Raw genomic sequence first — 16,556 nt, 5'->3', positions numbered from 1 at the left:
TAGTATTAAACAACTCCATCATTACCATTTGAAGTTATGTTAAACTAGTCATATTTCGAAGGAAATTGAAGAAAGTGCTTCACAAAAAAGCACGCATTCGGCGCTTCAGTTTTTATTTTGCTGCTGCTTAATATTATTATTCTGCGAGATGATAATACCGCTAAAAATAATATTGATAATCATACTTAAAAGTCCTAAACAAATAATTACGACAAATTGATTTTCTGAACGCATGGTTTAGCCTCCAATAGTTTTCTTGAGGTTATTTTTACCAAACTGTTCTCTTTTAATTCAAACAGAAAAAATGATCAGCGCCGACTTTCGAGAATATTGTGAAGCCAAGTTTAGTGCAATAAGAAATATAGTTAATTACCAAATAGTTTGATAATATTACATTATTTTTACAGATAAAAGGGGAAGCTATTATAAAAACACTCGAAAGGGGTGTGTTTTAATGCACCTCGCTATTACGGTCCTAACCATTATAGCTTCCTTTAAGTGGGGTAACTGGAAAAACTGGAAAGAATACCATGCCAGTATGTCTTTTATTGCGACGGGTGGATTACTGTACGAATATATTGTAAAAGAAAATACCTTATGGAAGTTCCACCCTGATTTATTATACGGACATGAAATGGTGGTAATGGTATATGCTGTAATCACTATGCCTATTAGTATCCTTCTATATCTTTCCCATTTTCCAGAAGGATGGTTTAAACGATTGTTATACATATTACTTTGGTCTGGAATTTATATTTTTGTTGAGTGGATTTTATTAAAGTTCGGAAGAATCTCTTATCAAAATGGATGGAAATTTTGGTATTCTTTTTTATTTGATATTGTCCTGTTTTCGGTAATTGTAATACATCAGTTTAAACCATTCCGAGCTTATATCATCTCTTTATTTATTATCATCTTCTTAATAAATTACTTCGATATTCCTTTTAAGTTTATTAAATGACGCTTGTTAAACTATCTGAGGGATTACTGAAGCAGCGGTGATGCCTTTTTTCTTATTGAAGTAACGAAGCAGTTTAGTTGTGCGAAATGTTTCTGACTTAAATTGGGATTGGTCACAATACTCAGGTAAAGGTCAGACAGTTCCTGTCGGAACTGAAGGATTATATCGAAGGATCAAAAGATGGGGTAACGCCCTGAAGGGTTCTCTCTTAGTCGAATAGCACTGGATTTAGTAAGAATGATAGTGTTATAAGCTCGGCGAAAAGGCGTGAGAAATTACCGTACCAGTTCGGCTGACGAAAGCCTACTCGATGGAGTGGTGTAATTCATGGCGCTTGAGTTGTTTGAATATGGTGAGAATGCGAATAAACCTAAAAGTAATGGTTAAGCTGACAAACTTCTGAATGTACGGGTCTAAAACTGCGATACATAGAAATGTGTATATCACCAAATTGTGAGGTTAGATGTGGGTGAGTAAAAATAACTAATATGAAAATCCATGATACGTTGCGGGCGTATGAATGCTAACAGGCTTAAAGGAAGCACCTAAGTTCATTCTATAATAGATATAATTCAACGTTGTAAACTGGTAACGTGGAGGACTTACTTCTTATGAAACGTTGGCAAGGAAAACAATAATGATAATAGTTATTGTATAACTTGCCTTAATATCAGTGAAAGTGGTGGCATAGTACCAATGAAATGTTTAACCCACATGGAGGGATAGCCACTAGACTAATATAGATTTATTCAACCAAGTAAGGCAGTTCTTTATCGATTAATAAGGTTCTTGTGAGACTAAAAGAGGTTTAACTCCGAAAGGAGTCACCAACTTATTGAAACGGAAGAAACTGAGACACAGTGAATATTATAGTATGCAAGATTGTTTTGACAAACTATATTTTCAAAGTGTCAGTGGTCATCGCTTCTATGACTTAACAGATTTAATGAGTTCTAAAGATAATATACAACTTGCCTACCGAAACATAAAAAGAAACACAGGTAGCAAAACTGCTGGAACAGATAAATTAACAATCAAAGATATTCAGCATCTAACAGTGGAAGATGTAATAGCAAGGGTTCAAACCATGTTCAAATGGTACAGACCACAATCAGTTAGGCGTGTTCTCATTCCTAAAGGATACGGTAAAACAAGACCTTTAGGTATTCCAACGATTTGGGATAGAATCTTTCAACAATGCATACTTCAAATATTAGAGCCTATTTGTGAAGCAAAATTCCATAAACATAGTTATGGATTTAGACCGAACCGCAGCACTCATCATGCCAAAGCTAGGCTGGAATTTCTTATTAATCAATCTGGACTCTACCATTGTGTCGATGTAGATATCAAAGGCTTCTTTGATAACGTGAATCATAGTAAGCTTTTAAAACAAATGTGGTCATTGGGCATAAGGGATAAATTACTTCTTTCTATTATATCTAGACTATTAAAAGCAGAGATTGAAGGAGAAGGTATTCCAACAAAAGGTACTCCGCAAGGGGGTATTCTATCACCTTTATTATCCAACATTGTCTTAAACGAATTGGACTGGTGGATTAGCGACCAGTGGGAAACGTTTGAAAGCAGATATACCTACTCCACCAATGGCAGTAAGTATCAGCATTTGAAGAAGACAGCTTTGAAAGAGTGCTTTATCGTCCGCTATGCGGACGATTTTAAAATTATGTGCAGAACAAGGTCACAGGCGATAAGAATGAATTACGCAGTGAGAGATTTCTTGAAAAATAGAATACACCTGGAAACAAGCGAGGAGAAATCAAAAATCATCAACCTAAAGAAAAACTCTTCCGAGTTTCTTGGCTTTTCAATAAAAGCTGTTAGAAAAGGAAAAACAAGATTTGGCTATGTGGCAAGGTCCGATATGTCGAAGAAGGCTAAACTAAACGCCTTCCAAAAGATTAAGGAAGCTATAAAAGTAATCAAGAAAAAGCCTTGCATTCAGGCAGTCTGGAATTTCAATACTGTCGTCATGGGAATCCAAAACTATTACTCAGTCGCTACAAACATCACTATCAATCTGAATGAGTTAAACGCTCATCTACGCAAAACGTTATATAATCAATTAAGGAACATTAGAACCGAGGCAAGTTTCCATGAGATGACTAAAACCTTACAGAAAAGATACAAGGGATATAAGACAAAACTGTTTATGATACAAAAAATGGTTTTTGTCCCCATCCATGCACAACGATGGAAAAAGACACTTGGGTTCTCGCAAGTGATATGTAACTTTACTGCCGAAGGTAGAGCAAAGATTCATAATAGCTTAAAGGCTATCGACAAAAGCATGCTTTCTTACATCATGAGAAACTACATTCCAAATCGAACTATTGAATACAATGACAACAGAATCAGTCAGTTTATTGCCCAATATGGAAAATGTGCCATATTAGTAGAAGAGTTAGGAATTAATGAATGGCATTGTCATCATATAAGTCCTTATTACCTGTCGAAAGATGATAGTTATTCAAACCTGATTATTGTTCATAAAGCAATTCATCAATTAATTCATCTTAAAGATAAAGGTAAAATTGAAACTCTTTTACAATCTTTAAAGCTTACAAGTAAACAGAAAGAAAAAGTAAATAAGTTACGATTAAAATGTCTAAATGAAATAATTTAATTTTGGAAAAACAGCACTCGTCTGCTTAATACATAGAACGAATAAATTGGATTAGTTGGAACGCCGTATGAGGTGAAAGTCTCACGTACGGTGTGAACAGGGGGAAAAGGGAGCGATAACGTCAAACCCTTACCTATCTGTATGAATAAGGAATATGGATATATAAAACATAAAAAGGTGCGATCTAACTGATTGCACCTTTTGATTTTATGAATTGTATATTTCTCTGTTTAAATTCACAATATCATTATGTGAAAATTCTATATTTTTATTTTCTGCAAAAATCTGTGCAAACCTTTCCATTACTTTATCTCGTAGTAGTGGAGCTTTTTCTTTGTTAGCCTTTTTCAATGCTTTTGTTAGTTCATCTTTTGTTAGCTCTGTGCAGTAAGCGGGAGTTCCTGGCTGTTGTCTCCAAGAATCACTTATTGAACCAGTATCTACTGCATCGAAGCCTAGCTCGTTTACTACTTCCATAATTACTTGTTTTTGTGATAGATCATCACCAGCAATCGCGATCGCAATTCGTCCACTAGTACCTTCGGATGTTCCTTCATTTTCTAAAGTATACGCTAATAAGTTGTTGAAAGCTTTAATGATAGGTCTTCCTAATTGATAAGTAACCCAATCACTTTCTACCATCCCGTTCTCGATCTCTTCAATTTCGCCGTCTCTATAAGGATAATAATTTGAAGTATCTACGATGATTACTTCCTCGCCAACTTGATCAATAATGTTTCGAATACTAGGAAGTGCGTGCATAGGGAGAGATATTATGAGAACTTCAATATTTCTCATTACATCCTCAACAAGAACGGGTGTTCCAGCGAAATCTTTTCCTTCTAAACGTTCAATTCCTCTTGCATCTGAAATTTTGACATCATGACCATTCTTAACTAATTTTTTTGAAATATTTGACCCAATTGATCCTGCACCTATAATTCCAAATCTCATCATTGTTCCTCCTAAATTATTTGTATTTAAAAGAATTATTCTGCTTAAAGTTACACAATCATAAATAAAAACGTATTGAGTATTTCTGATACATGTACTAGAATAAATTGATTTCTCATCTTTTTGAAGTAGGCAATAAAAATTGACGTAGTACATTTTTTTGTACTTAACAGTAGGAAGCAGGTGAAAAGGTGTCTAGGATATGTAAGGATGGATTTGACAAAGAGTGTATAAAGGACCAAAAAGAATTTTATGGCATTGCCTATACCCAAAACATACTTTCTGGACGGTGGAAATATATCATTCTTTGGTATTTAAAGACCAAGGAGCGTCGTTATAGTGAAATTAAAGCCTTTTTATGGGATATTTCACAAGGTTCTCTTACAAAGCAACTTCGAGAATTAGAAAGAGACGGCTTAATAAATCGCAAAGTTTATCCAGAGGTTCCTCCTCGAGTAGATTATTCATTAACCTCAAAAGGAAAAGAATTCATTCCTATAATTGATTTGATGGAAGAGTTCGGGAAGAAGTATGGGGAGCAGGTAGATTAATCAAAGCGCTCACATTCATTGTTTACCTTATATCAAAAATTCAAAACTAAATAGTAGATATAGTAATAGTTGTGGGAAGAGAGATTGTTTTAACCACAGTTTTTTCTTTTACGATAAAAGATTGTGAAGAAATGGATTAAGGTAACGGGGGTAAGAGTTAAAGAATGGAAGCTGTCATTGTGGCAGCTTTTTTTTCACTAACTAAGCTATAAGTACAAAAAAATGTACTACGGCAATATTTATTGCCCTCTTTTAAAAAGTGAGAATAGGCTTTATTCTAGTGTCTGTAATCAAATTACTCAATGCAACAAGTTGATAGGCAAACGGTGTAATATACAGAATCTGGACATTTCAGTGTAATGTTGATGTGGATGAGGGTTTCCATAAAATTGGTTGTTCCATATCTTCTTGTACCTCCGTTCTAGATAAATTCAGCTGATAGTAGTTCCCCTAAGATAAATGGACAACTAAATTTTAACTGTGATATAGTTAGCTTGCTAAGTATATGGGAGGCATATCTATGAACGATAAGGTTGATTGCGATATTCGTGAGTCATTAGATAAAGTTTCATCCAAAATGCGTCGAGATTATAGCGAAAGTCTAAGAGAACTTAATCTTCATGTTGGGCAAGATAAACTACTCGCTCGTTTGTGGTTAGGTGATGGGGTAACACAAATGCAACTTTGTGAACACTTAAAATGCGAGCCGCCTACGGTAACAAATATGGTAAAATCATTGGAGCAAAACGGATTTATATACCGTAAACGTGATGAACTAGATGCAAGGATTATGCGAATTTATCTAACGGACAAAGGCAAAGAATTAGAGAAACCGGTTGATTTTAAATGGAAACAGCAACAAGAAAAATTACTCCATTCAATTTTACCGGAAGAACGCTTAATCCTAAGGGAACTTATGAAGCGAATGGAGAGGAACTTGTTCTAAGTTTTTCTCTATATTGATACTTAGCATGCTAAGTAATTATTTAGCAACCTAAATATTAATTAGTCTATATCGGCTATATACCAGGAAAAGGTTATGGGATTTCACTGAAGATGATGCGTTTAGCCGAAACAATGATATTGGGTAATCACCAATAAATTACTTAATAAGCTAAGTATTATTTCCGTTTTCACCGATCTACTGAAATTTGATTGAAAATAATTCACTTTAGGCTCTTTTGCTTATTTGGAGCCTATTTAAAATAAAGGAGAGAAGATACATGAAAAAAAGAAAAGAAATGCAACTAGCACTACAAATGGTCTCTGGATACGGAGCTGAATTTAGCGCTTGGAGAATGCCAGGCACTGACCCGGCAGCCTACACAAATATGGATAGTTATGTGGAACGAGCTAAATTGGCTGAAAAAGGAAAATTCCAAATGATCTTCATCGCCGATACTCCTGGATTATACAATGACTTAGGCCCTCAGACTCCCATGTTCCCTATGGATCCTATGTTAGCACTAATGGCTGTAGCCAGAGAAACGAAACATATTGGGCTTGTTGCTACCTTATCCACGACATTCAATTATCCATATAACATAGCACGTCAGTTCAAAGCACTAGATGTTATAAGTCATGGACGTGTAGGATGGAATGCAGTCACCACATCCGAGCCATTAGCTGCAGCAAATTTTGGTGCACAGATTGCCAGTCGCAAAGAACGATATGACATGGCTCATGAATCCATACAAATTGTTCAAGCTTTGTGGGGGAGTTGGGAATCAGACGCCTGGACGTTAGATGTAGAAGGTGGAAAATTTGCCAACATGGACAAAATTAGCCCTATCAATCTTAAAGGGCAGTATTATGCATCTCGTGGTCCATTGCCAATCCCCCCATCTGAGCAAGGTCAGCCAGTTATTTTCCAAGCAGGCGGAGGGGAAGAAGGCTTGGAATTGGCGGGGAGGTACGCTTCTGGTGTCTATGCTAACCCTTATGACATTGAGTCTGCACGTGAACATAGGCAAGCGCTTCGACAAAGTGCAGCTCGTTTTGGCCGAAATCCAGATGACATCAAGATGTATGCAGGTTTTATGTTTTCCATAGGTTCAACGGAAGAAGAAGGTTTAGAACGACGAAGACAGCTTATGAGTTTTAATCCTGAGGAGATTCCAAGCAGAGTAAGATACCTTGGTTCCATGGTTGGTTTACCACTATCGGTGAATTCGGTAGATATTAATCAACCTTTATCAGCTGACTTGTTGAAAAAGGCATATGCCAACTCAATGGATCCACGTTCCCACAGAGCTTTAGAGCTGCTGAAAAAAGGGATATCCATTCGAGATGTTCTTGCGCATGGGGTCATAAACTATCATCCAGTAGTTGCAGGTACACCCGTACAAGTTGCAGACTTCTTGGAAGAATGGTTTTTGGCAGGTGCATGTGACGGTTTCTCGGTTGTTCCGGATATAGCCTATGATGGAGTTGCTGATTTTGTGGAACTGGTTGTTCCAATTCTGCAGGATCGAGGTTTGTTCCACAGGGAATATGAAGGAAAAACACTGCGCGAGAATATGGGAGTTCCTTATCAATATGGAAGGCTGAAATATGAAAATAATTAATAGAGAAGACAGCCCTTCATGCTTGAGTATTTAAACAAACAAGGATTTGCAAAAAAATAAACTATTATTAATTAAATCGATTACAGGGAGATATAGAGATGAAAAAATACAATACGCGTGCCATATTGGCATCGTTGCTTATCTGCGGTTTTGTTGGCATGTTTAGCGAGACCGCTCTAAACATAGCAATGACTAACTTAATGGAAGTATTTCAAATTTCAGCTGCAACCACACAGTGGTTAACAACCGGTTTCTTGCTGACTCTTGGCATTTTAATGCCAATGAGCGGGTTGCTGCTGCAGAGGCTTACGACGAGGCAGATGTTCACAGGTTCACTAATTAGCTTAATCGTAGGTACATTGATTGCGGCACTCGCTTTCAATTTTGATATGTTGATGTTCGCTAGAGTTTTACAGGCAATAGGCATGGGATTGTTGCTTCCTCTCATGTTCAATACCATTCTTGTCATTTATCCGCCGGAAAAGCGGGGGGCGGCGATGGGCTTCGTTGGACTTGTTATCATGTTTGCGCCTGCAACCGGACCTACCATAGGCGGTCTATTAATAGAGTATTTAACCTGGCATTATATTTTCTGGTTCTCGCTGCCACTTTTGATTATTGGGTTGTTGATAGGGCTGAAGTATTTAGAAAATGTCACTGATGTCACAAAGCCTAGGGTAGATCTACTATCTGTCGCATTGTCAACGATCGGCTTTGGAGGAGTTGTCTTCGGCTTCAGTAAGGCAGGCGAAGGATCTGAAGGCTGGAGCAGTGCAGTCGTGGTTACTTCAATCGTCGTTGGACTCATCGCGCTGGTGCTGTTCATACTCCGGCAGAACGTCATGCGCGATCCGATGATGAATCTGAGCGTTTTCAAATATCCTATGTACGTCGTTGGGCTGCTTATGGTACTGTCGTGTATGTTGATCATTATGTCGAGCATGATTATCCTGCCGATGTTTCTGCAGACGGGCACAGGACTGTCTGTGTTCACTACCGGACTCATGCTTTTGCCGGGCAGCGCACTCAACGGTATCCTCTCCCCGCGTATGGGGCGCTTGTTCGATAGATATGGACCGAAATGGCTTGTTATTCCCGGTCTCGTGATCGTTTCAGTCATGTTATGGTTCTTTACTACCCTATCTCCTGCTTCTTCAGTGGGCTTTATCGTGGCTTTGCATATCGGGCTCATGGTTGGGGTAGGCATGATATGGATGCCTGCTCAAACGAACGGTCTAAATCAATTGCCGCCGGAGTTATACCCGCACGGCACGGCAGTCATGAACACACTACAGCAGGTCGTAGGGGCGATTGGAACAGCGGTCGCAATCAGTATCCTTACTGGTGGTATGGAGAAATACTTGCACCGCTCCTCCGATCCGACTAATCTGACCGAAATAGCCAACGCGATGACGACAGGATCACAAAGCGTGTTCTGGTTCACGATGACTATAGCATTAATTGGCTTGGTCATGGCACTCTTCATCCGCCGCGTTGTAGTCAACCACAAGGTGATGAATTCACCACATTGATGTATTGTTAAACAGGTGGCGACTGTAGTGCTATAAGTTTCTATCATCCGGATATGCTCTTTCTGACGAATTACCTTTAAAAAAACCGGGGCATTGATCCTTCTTAGATCAATGCCCCAATTTGTTTGGCTATAAAACTACATTCCTGTAAAAAAATAGATAAAGCAAGTTTGTGAAATAATGTACTTAAACTAAAGGGTGCTTATGTTAAATAGGGAAATGCTTCGACGAACCTTTATTCTTAATTTGTGCAAGGATATTTAGTTTAATAAGAATTCGGACCACATGAAATGGTCTTTTTTTATTTATAAATGAATAGTCAGTAAGAAAGGGGTTTTCTATACCTGTATAGAATAAGTAATTATATCTGTTAAAGGTGGGTGTTTTGATGCTTCAACACGAATATGGATGGGTTCGACAGACTAGAGGAACTCTGTTAGATTTTTGTGGGAAAATAGATTCTAATCACTTTACTCATACTAATGGTTTCGGTTGGCAAAGTGTAAGAGACACATTGGTTCATATAGCAGATTGCTATGTTGCATGGCTTGGCTCATTTGTTTTATTGAAGACAAAAAAACCACTTACTCCAAGGGAAGAATTACATAATCTCAGTTTAGAGGAAATAATAGCACGATTTGAACAAGTAGATTCAATAGTAAATGAATTATTAGAACTACATGGACATAAGTTAAACCTGCTAATTGAGAGAGAAATCCCTTGGAGAGAAGCACCTGAACTATTATCTATTACTCCTCGTAAATTGCTAATGCACACCATTACTCACGAGTTTCATCACAAGGGACAAATAGTAGCCATGCTCCGTCAGATGGGTTATGAGCCCCCAAATACAGATGTTTTAGGAACAGAAGATTAATTTATTCTAGAAATATTTTGGGCGATGTTTAATTAACATTGCCTTTTTCGTTGAGTAAGTTTGTGAAGTATCGTACTTAAAGTAACGGGTGCGTTAGTTCGATTAGAAACAAAAAAGGAACTTCAAAAATGAAGTTCTTTTTAAATAATTTTAATTACGGAATTCAAGGGGGAAATACATTTTCCCCCAAGTTAAAGTTTATTTTCTCTAAAAATGTTTATTTTTACATATATGTTATGAGTAAATATTACTTTATTTCAGTGTCTCTGCATTTTTTATTGAGCAAAATTGTATAATTTTACACCGAAAATATATTATCCATATTGAAAATTCCCCCAATTTACGGAAAGTTAAAAAAATATTACACTGATAATATTAAAGATTCGTTTAATGACCTAAAAAAATTGGTAACTATTAGAACCATTTACTTAAAAGAGGTGAATTAAATATGAATATCACTTGGCTAGGAAGTTATTATGTTTATTGTTGGAATTGCAATTTTTGCATTGATTTGGAGGATAAAGCATAAATTTTTTCTCAAAAAGTGAGTAACAAGTTACTTTATATTTAGACAAATAAACATGTAATAGAATCATTTAAAGACTGTCAAATTTTAAAGAAAAGTCATACTTATTTGGTGTTGAAGTTAATGTATCAAAATATTTAAATTTTAGGAGACAAAGCATGAAAAATATTTTAATGGTTTTGGTTTGCACACTTCTTTTATTTGGTTGTTCACTGAAAACAAAAACAGAGAGTAAAATTATTCAAACAGTCGGAATCGTAGGCGTCACATCCGTTAGCACTATTATTTATTCGGTAGATAAAGATAGTAATTTAATCAAGTTAGTTAAAAAAGGATTCGAAACAAAAAAATCGCAAAACGAACAAATCGAAACACCTGATTTAACACTAACATTTATTAATGATGATGGTAAGAAAGAGGAGTTTCAAGTAAATTACAAGCAAAGGCTCTATTCGTACAAGGGTAACATTTACAAACTTGATTCAAAAACAACAAGTATACTTCAAGAGCAATTTATGAATTAACAATGTAAATCTATATTTAATATTAATAGCTTATTGAACTAAGGAGCTGAGCAACCATCTCCTATTTTATTATTGAAGTTTAGTTCATTAAGAAAAGGAAAAGTGTTAATAGTTCTTCTTGAGTAAAGAGTAATAACAGCTTAGGAGGGTTTATGAAAAAACTATACTTTTTAACATTAATTCTAACATTTTGCCTTCTTACTTCTGCATGTATATCGAAAAATGTCAGTAATGAAATTGAACAACCAAAAGAGTTAGTGGTTGAACAAACATCGACATTAGAGAATTGGGATATTAGTGTTGTACCAAGATTAGATCATAAAAAATGGGTTTTTGACACAGCAATTAAGTATTTGGGAGATAATCCTGTAAAACTAACAGTTAACTATTATGATAAAACAAAAGTAACCTATAATGATTTAGTACCTTTACAAGTTCAAAAATCATTTGGAAGTTTCGATTATGAGAAAAGTGTTTTTTCAAAACAGAATAAAGATTTATCCTTTAGTTTAAAATGGGTCGAAGGTAACAAAACATTATCAGGTGATATTGAATTTAAAATAAAACCTAAAAATCATTGAGTAATTTAATAAGCTATGCAGGAGGAATTATATTTAAATCAATATTTAAATACTCACCTATCTTCGGGAGTATTCTAGGTTTGATTTTCGTTACCACAGCTTTGCTTTTAGCTATTAGAAGGTATAGAAAATTTGAAAATAAATAATGTGTTATCAATTTTGGCTGTCTATAATTTGATAGTCTTTTTATTTTGCAAAACTCATTGCGTCTACTGATTCCTTCTTGTACTATCGTGGCAGGATAGTTCAATAAGAGAAGGATATGAAAGTATATAAACGAATATAAACAAATATATAGCGTTTTAGAGGTGAGAAAATATTGTTAGATAAATCCATCCCATATTTTAATGTCATAATGAAGAGACCTGCTGGAACCCCAATTCCTAATTTTTTATTGCCAGAAGGTTACTCTTTCGCTTGGTTTACAGAAGGAAAAGAACAACAGTGGGCAGAAATTGAAGCATCTGTTAGTGAATTTTTAAATACAGATGATGCCCTTAATTATTTTCGAATTGAATATTTACCTTTTTTGAGTGAATTAAAACAGAGAGTGCTTTTCATCCAGAATGAAAAGGGAAATGAAGTTGGTACTATAACAGGTTGGTGGAATATGACAGAAGGAAAACGGGACCCTTCAATCCACTGGTTCGCAGTCAAAAAAGAATACCAAAATCAAGGTCTTGGTAAGGCTTTAGTTTGTGAGTGCCTAAATAGATTATCTCTTCTTGATGGGGATAATGACATATATTTGCATACACAGACTTGGAGTTATAAGGCAATAGGTATTTATTTAAAGGTAGGGTTCGAAATAATGAAAGAAGAAAGTTTTTCACAATACAACAATGACTATGAACTAGCTATTCCACATTTAAAAAAAATGTTGAACATTTAGCAATATTCAACTAAAGGGGGATTGAGTTATTTAAGGTTAGGTTGCTGCAGCAGCCTTTTTTTCTTGAACTAAAGGGGCAGGTTAGTGAAATAAGCTTTCACTGGTTCTTCAATCATTAATGATAAGAATCAACCTCACATTTTTTGGTGTTTTTTTAATTAACAAACATTAACCTACCTATTTCGGTTACTTTATCTAGCTACATTTTTTAAATTTAATTAACAAGACTTATCAAGTAAAGTTGATATTCGTCCAAGCAAACTTGTCCATCATAAATATACTAATAGTAATTCTTTAAAGAAAGAGGTGTAAAAAATGGGATTGATTTGTACATGTGGTGTACTAATCCCAACTCCTTTAACAGCAGAGGGTACAGTTGAATTCCTTTTTTTTGAAGATAATACTACTGTAGAAGGAACGGGTACTTATACTGCTGATGCCTGTGCTGATAGACTTGAAGCTGGTTCCGTAACGTTCAATTTCATGGATACAGACAATACCACCCCAGATCGAAGTTTCATATTTGCTTCCACCATTATTACACAGGTTAGCTGTGAAACTATAGGTGAGATCTGTTTGGTTACAGTTCGAGGTGTAGGTATGATAGCTGGTGATAATATCCTAAGAGGATTTAGGGTTACATTCGTAGATAGACCAGCTCCTTCTGAAGATACAGTCAGAGATTTTATTATTGATGGTTTTGGAGCCCAGCCTCAAGATGAAATATTGCCCGAAGAAATCACTACATTTTGTTTTGAATAAATAGGGTTCCTTTCCAAGAACGTACAATGCAAAGTATAGGTATGCTATGTAGCATCTTATTTAAGTAACGGGTGCGTTTCTTCCAGATCAGCTGCCATTTCAGGCGGCTTTTTCTTATTGTACTAAATGGGCAAGTTAGTGGAAGAAGAACATGATAAAATATAGAGAAAAAGTGTTGGTTGGTAGTAATATGAAATATTATAAATTACTTCTTGATGATAGTAATCAGAACGATACAGTATGCTTTTTTAAAGACAGTAAAGGGTTTGAACAATATCACCTTACAAATGGTAAGTTTATAAAAAATTGGAATGGGGATTTAACCTTTTATTTTAATCCAGATGAAGGTAACAATCAGACCGATTACTTAGCAAATAATATGGGTTGGTTCCTCGTTTCACATCAACTAAAATGCTTGTAACAAAAAATTGATAAAAGCGAAATTCAGTATCTTCCAGTAAGAGTAGTTAATTCAAAAGATAACTCTAAAAGAGAGGGTTATTCTGTTGCGAATATCCTTAGTGTATTGGATGTATTGAACCTTCAACATTCTGATTATAGCGTTTTCGAAATTGATGATGAAAAGGTTTATTCGATACGAAAATACGCAATAAACAAAAATAAAGTAAATGATTATCATATATTCAAAATTAAAGGTTATGAAATACCAATGTTTTTTTCAGAAAAATATAAAGAAATTGTATTAAAACACGGAATTACTGGATGCGATTTTTTGGAAGTAAAAACAATCTAACCTTGTTCAACTAACGGGTGCTAGAGCTCAAGAAGGATCGCTGCGGCAAGTTTTTTATTCTAATTTGACTAATGATCAGGTTACTTCAAGAAGAATTGATCACTCTTTTCTATTTAGGGGAAGTTAGAAAAGAGGTGAATTTATTTTGAAAACATTGGGTCCACTTCTCTTTATCATTTTCTTTTTTACTTTGGGGTCATCTGAAGACAACGCACAACCTAAAGAATGTCCTGTGTTAGGTGAATTAGAGCAAATATCCATCAAGGATAGAAAAGAGGTTATTGAAGCATTAAATACTTTAATACCAAAAACTTATGGAACTGGAATAGATGATTTTCCCGACATATACACTAAATGGAATGTAGTAACTGCTAAACCTTTTCCTAAAACAGCTGGCAATAAAGAAGAAGAAGCCTATTTTGGAATGGCAAAGAACTTTTGTGGTTTGGAAATTGCTGAAAAGTCATGGCTTGTACGCTTAGATTTCCCAAAAGCACCTGGTGCGAACTTAGCCCAAGGTCAAATGTTTTTAGCAAAAAGTAAGGAAAAAGGATGGTTTGTTTGGTTTCGGTATCATTAAATTTAAGAATTTCTAAGCATTACTTAATAATACTGCTGCCGAACTAAGCAGCTTTTTCTTGTTGTACTAGAGGGACATGATATTGGAAGTAGATTTCTTTTATAAGGTGGTTAGGTTTTAAAATGGAGGTGATATATAATGACTTATAGGAAATTAAATTCCAAGGAGAATATAATTTGTGTGGAAACTTGTATTTCTATGTTTTGGTATTTTTAACGTAGCTACATTTTTGATACCTAAAAAATTAAATAAAATAGAAATTTACGCTACTTCCTTTTTTGCCTTCACCTATGGTGTTACAGTCGATATGATATTAGACTTACATTATGATTTTTACGGATATTATGGAGAAGGATTTCAATGGTTGGGACTTTTAGCTATATTTCTGTATTTTCCATCTATCAGTGTACTATTTCTTAATCTATATCCTTTAGAAAGTAATAAACGAAAAAAAATAATTTACATTTTAGGCTGGACCGTTTTTTCAATCGCTTTTGAATGGTTTTGTTTACATACTAAATTTTATTATTACAATGGGTGGAAACTGTGGTATTCAGCAATCGCTTATCCATTAATATTTTCAACACTTTTGTTTAATTTAAAGCTGGTTCGGAAACTAAGTCACCCTAATTAGAAAATTAATAATATTGACTATTTAGCAAATATTAAAACCAAACTGTTTAATAAGGGTGTTTCTATTGCGTATTCTTCTGTGCCTTACTGTTATACTCTGTTGCTGGAAATTTGGAGATATAAAAAATTGGAAAAAGTATTACCCAACTATTTTATACCTTGTTTTAAACAATTTATTATATTGCTTCTTTGTTGGCAAAAAACACTTTCTATGGAGGTTGGAACCTGATTTTTTATTGAATTTCACGTTTTCTATTTTAGTACAATCGTTCATTATACTACCGTGCATTGCAATACTGTTCTTGTCTTATTTACCTAAGACTCGGAAGAAAGTAATACTATATTTAATAATAACAGGATCCATTCTTGCTGGGATTGAAACGATCATGTTTATTGCTGAAAAAATCACCTATCATAACGGTTGGAATTATTGGTGGTCAGTAGCCTTTAATTTCTTATGGGTTATTATGTTGAGATTTCATTACCTTAAACCCATTTCTGCTTGGATTGTTTCGTTTCTATTTACAGCTTTTTTTATTATTTACTTTCATGTTCCGTTGCCTTAACACTAACCTTTTCTTATTCAACTATTGGGTGCGTTGATCCGGAAGGGTTTATGTTAACTTTATAGAACCTTATTAAATTATCGGGCGATGTTAGTTGAGGAATGAATATTTTAATACGAAATTGGTGATTATTTAACCCAAGTAAACAAGTAATTTGTAATAATCAGAATAATGTGAATGGGAGGCAAAAAAAATGGCATTTAAATCCAAGAATATTTTTATCAATTTACCAGTAAAAGATGTGAAGAAATCCACCAACTTTTTAACTGAGGTCGGTTTTGAACTCAACCCACAATTTAGCGATGAGAACACATCTAGTATAGTCATCAATGACAATATTTTTGCTTTAATCATGAATGAGGAACGTTTCAAGGAGTTTAGTAAGAAGGAAATTGTGGATACTACTACTGCCTCCGAAGCGATTTTTTGTTTATCTACTGAAAGTCGAGAGCAAGTGAACGAGTTGGTAAATAAGGCGATTTCAGCTGGCGGAAAAACTTATAGCGACCCTCAAGATCATGGATTTATGTATGGATGGGGTTTTCAGGACTTAGACGGTCATATATGGGAAGTCGTTTATATGGATGAAAGTGCATTTTAGCTGATGTGATACTCGCGTAACAAAAAAACAGAAGCCTTACAGTTTCTG

General features: G+C 35.1%; 17 protein-coding genes and 1 pseudogene. 16 read left to right on the top strand and 2 right to left on the bottom strand.

The window, feature by feature from the left end; genetic code table 11:
• Positions 1-105: 105 nt before the first annotated feature.
• The gene (locus tag QFZ31_RS05470) at positions 106-234 is read right to left on the bottom strand and encodes a hypothetical protein (protein ID WP_257029515.1); all 129 of its coding nucleotides are present in this window, start codon (positions 232-234) and stop codon (positions 106-108) included.
• A 220-nt stretch (positions 235-454) separates the two neighbouring features.
• Between QFZ31_RS05470 and QFZ31_RS05465 the strand changes: the two genes are divergently transcribed.
• Both QFZ31_RS05465 and ltrA read left to right on the top strand, forming a co-directional pair.
• A complete protein-coding gene (locus QFZ31_RS05465) occupies positions 455-961 on the top strand; it encodes a CBO0543 family protein (RefSeq protein ID WP_307301541.1) in 507 nt (168 codons plus the stop codon).
• Between the two features lie 874 nt (positions 962-1,835).
• The gene (gene ltrA, locus QFZ31_RS05460) at positions 1,836-3,608 is read left to right on the top strand and encodes a group II intron reverse transcriptase/maturase (protein WP_307311392.1); all 1,773 of its coding nucleotides are present in this window, start codon (positions 1,836-1,838) and stop codon (positions 3,606-3,608) included.
• 207 nt (positions 3,609-3,815) lie between these two features.
• Here ltrA and QFZ31_RS05455 read toward each other — a convergent pair whose 3' ends face one another.
• Positions 3,816-4,562 carry an NADPH-dependent F420 reductase gene (locus QFZ31_RS05455; RefSeq protein ID WP_307301540.1) on the bottom strand — a complete coding sequence of 249 codons (747 nt, stop codon included), beginning with the start codon at positions 4,560-4,562 and terminating at the stop codon, positions 3,816-3,818.
• Between the two features lie 191 nt (positions 4,563-4,753).
• Here QFZ31_RS05455 and QFZ31_RS05450 point away from each other — a divergent pair, with 191 nt between their 5' ends.
• From QFZ31_RS05450 to QFZ31_RS05390, 14 genes and pseudogenes are all read left to right on the top strand, one after another.
• Positions 4,754-5,113 carry a winged helix-turn-helix transcriptional regulator gene (locus tag QFZ31_RS05450; protein ID WP_307301538.1) on the top strand — a complete coding sequence of 120 codons (360 nt, stop codon included), beginning with the start codon at positions 4,754-4,756 and terminating at the stop codon, positions 5,111-5,113.
• Positions 5,114-5,633: 520 nt separating this feature from the next.
• Positions 5,634-6,059, top strand: coding sequence for a MarR family winged helix-turn-helix transcriptional regulator (locus QFZ31_RS05445; protein ID WP_306074211.1), 426 nt, complete (start codon positions 5,634-5,636; stop codon positions 6,057-6,059).
• A 277-nt stretch (positions 6,060-6,336) separates the two neighbouring features.
• The gene (locus tag QFZ31_RS05440; protein WP_307301536.1) at positions 6,337-7,680 is read left to right on the top strand and encodes an NtaA/DmoA family FMN-dependent monooxygenase; all 1,344 of its coding nucleotides are present in this window, start codon (positions 6,337-6,339) and stop codon (positions 7,678-7,680) included.
• 98 nt (positions 7,681-7,778) lie between these two features.
• Positions 7,779-9,212 carry a DHA2 family efflux MFS transporter permease subunit gene (locus QFZ31_RS05435; RefSeq protein WP_307301534.1) on the top strand — a complete coding sequence of 478 codons (1,434 nt, stop codon included), beginning with the start codon at positions 7,779-7,781 and terminating at the stop codon, positions 9,210-9,212.
• Between the two features lie 388 nt (positions 9,213-9,600).
• Positions 9,601-10,089: a DinB family protein gene (locus QFZ31_RS05430; RefSeq protein WP_307301532.1), complete on the top strand. Its 489-nt coding sequence runs from the start codon at positions 9,601-9,603 to the stop codon at positions 10,087-10,089.
• 684 nt (positions 10,090-10,773) lie between these two features.
• Positions 10,774-11,139 (top strand): hypothetical protein, encoded by a 366-nt coding sequence (locus tag QFZ31_RS05425; RefSeq protein ID WP_307301530.1) that lies wholly within the window; start codon positions 10,774-10,776, stop codon positions 11,137-11,139.
• Positions 11,140-11,291: 152 nt separating this feature from the next.
• Positions 11,292-11,720, top strand: coding sequence for a hypothetical protein (locus QFZ31_RS05420; RefSeq protein ID WP_307301528.1), 429 nt, complete (start codon positions 11,292-11,294; stop codon positions 11,718-11,720).
• A 319-nt stretch (positions 11,721-12,039) separates the two neighbouring features.
• Positions 12,040-12,612, top strand: coding sequence for a GNAT family N-acetyltransferase (locus QFZ31_RS05415; RefSeq protein ID WP_307301526.1), 573 nt, complete (start codon positions 12,040-12,042; stop codon positions 12,610-12,612).
• A 315-nt stretch (positions 12,613-12,927) separates the two neighbouring features.
• Positions 12,928-13,374, top strand: coding sequence for a hypothetical protein (locus tag QFZ31_RS05410; protein ID WP_307301525.1), 447 nt, complete (start codon positions 12,928-12,930; stop codon positions 13,372-13,374).
• Between the two features lie 151 nt (positions 13,375-13,525).
• Positions 13,526-14,128, top strand: a pseudogene (locus QFZ31_RS33785) (imm11 family protein).
• A 145-nt stretch (positions 14,129-14,273) separates the two neighbouring features.
• A complete protein-coding gene (locus QFZ31_RS05400; protein ID WP_307301522.1) occupies positions 14,274-14,708 on the top strand; it encodes a hypothetical protein in 435 nt (144 codons plus the stop codon).
• A gap of 178 nt (positions 14,709-14,886) precedes the next feature.
• Complete coding sequence (locus tag QFZ31_RS05395) at positions 14,887-15,342, top strand: CBO0543 family protein (RefSeq protein ID WP_307301521.1); 456 nt, start codon at positions 14,887-14,889, stop codon at positions 15,340-15,342.
• 55 nt (positions 15,343-15,397) lie between these two features.
• On the top strand, positions 15,398-15,907 hold the full coding sequence (locus QFZ31_RS33780) for a CBO0543 family protein (RefSeq protein ID WP_373459828.1): 510 nt from the start codon (positions 15,398-15,400) through the stop codon (positions 15,905-15,907).
• A gap of 193 nt (positions 15,908-16,100) precedes the next feature.
• A complete protein-coding gene (locus tag QFZ31_RS05390) occupies positions 16,101-16,508 on the top strand; it encodes a VOC family protein (RefSeq protein WP_307301520.1) in 408 nt (135 codons plus the stop codon).
• Positions 16,509-16,556 lie beyond the last annotated feature (48 nt).

The organism is Neobacillus niacini (genome assembly GCF_030817595.1).
GTDB classification, from domain to species: domain Bacteria; phylum Bacillota; class Bacilli; order Bacillales; family Cytobacillaceae; genus Neobacillus; species Neobacillus niacini_G.
The sequence above is the reverse complement of the archived record's forward strand: the minus strand, read 5'-3'. Positions and strand labels throughout refer to the sequence as shown.

What these genes read in the sequence shown, in the direction of transcription:
- QFZ31_RS05435 (WP_307301534.1), top strand. Translation starts at nt 7,779, where the DNA reads ATGAAAAAATACAATACGCGTGCCATATTGGCATCGTTGCTTATCTGC.
- ltrA (WP_307311392.1), top strand. Translation starts at nt 1,836, where the DNA reads ATGCAAGATTGTTTTGACAAACTATATTTTCAAAGTGTCAGTGGTCAT.
- QFZ31_RS05430 (WP_307301532.1), top strand. Translation starts at nt 9,601, where the DNA reads ATGCTTCAACACGAATATGGATGGGTTCGACAGACTAGAGGAACTCTG.
- QFZ31_RS05390 (WP_307301520.1), top strand. Translation starts at nt 16,101, where the DNA reads ATGGCATTTAAATCCAAGAATATTTTTATCAATTTACCAGTAAAAGAT.
- QFZ31_RS05470 (WP_257029515.1), bottom strand. Translation starts at nt 234, where the DNA reads ATGCGTTCAGAAAATCAATTTGTCGTAATTATTTGTTTAGGACTTTTA.
- QFZ31_RS05410 (WP_307301525.1), top strand. Translation starts at nt 12,928, where the DNA reads ATGGGATTGATTTGTACATGTGGTGTACTAATCCCAACTCCTTTAACA.
- QFZ31_RS05420 (WP_307301528.1), top strand. Translation starts at nt 11,292, where the DNA reads ATGAAAAAACTATACTTTTTAACATTAATTCTAACATTTTGCCTTCTT.
- QFZ31_RS05445 (WP_306074211.1), top strand. Translation starts at nt 5,634, where the DNA reads ATGAACGATAAGGTTGATTGCGATATTCGTGAGTCATTAGATAAAGTT.
- QFZ31_RS05425 (WP_307301530.1), top strand. Translation starts at nt 10,774, where the DNA reads ATGAAAAATATTTTAATGGTTTTGGTTTGCACACTTCTTTTATTTGGT.
- QFZ31_RS05440 (WP_307301536.1), top strand. Translation starts at nt 6,337, where the DNA reads ATGAAAAAAAGAAAAGAAATGCAACTAGCACTACAAATGGTCTCTGGA.
- QFZ31_RS05465 (WP_307301541.1), top strand. Translation starts at nt 455, where the DNA reads ATGCACCTCGCTATTACGGTCCTAACCATTATAGCTTCCTTTAAGTGG.
- QFZ31_RS05455 (WP_307301540.1), bottom strand. Translation starts at nt 4,562, where the DNA reads ATGAGATTTGGAATTATAGGTGCAGGATCAATTGGGTCAAATATTTCA.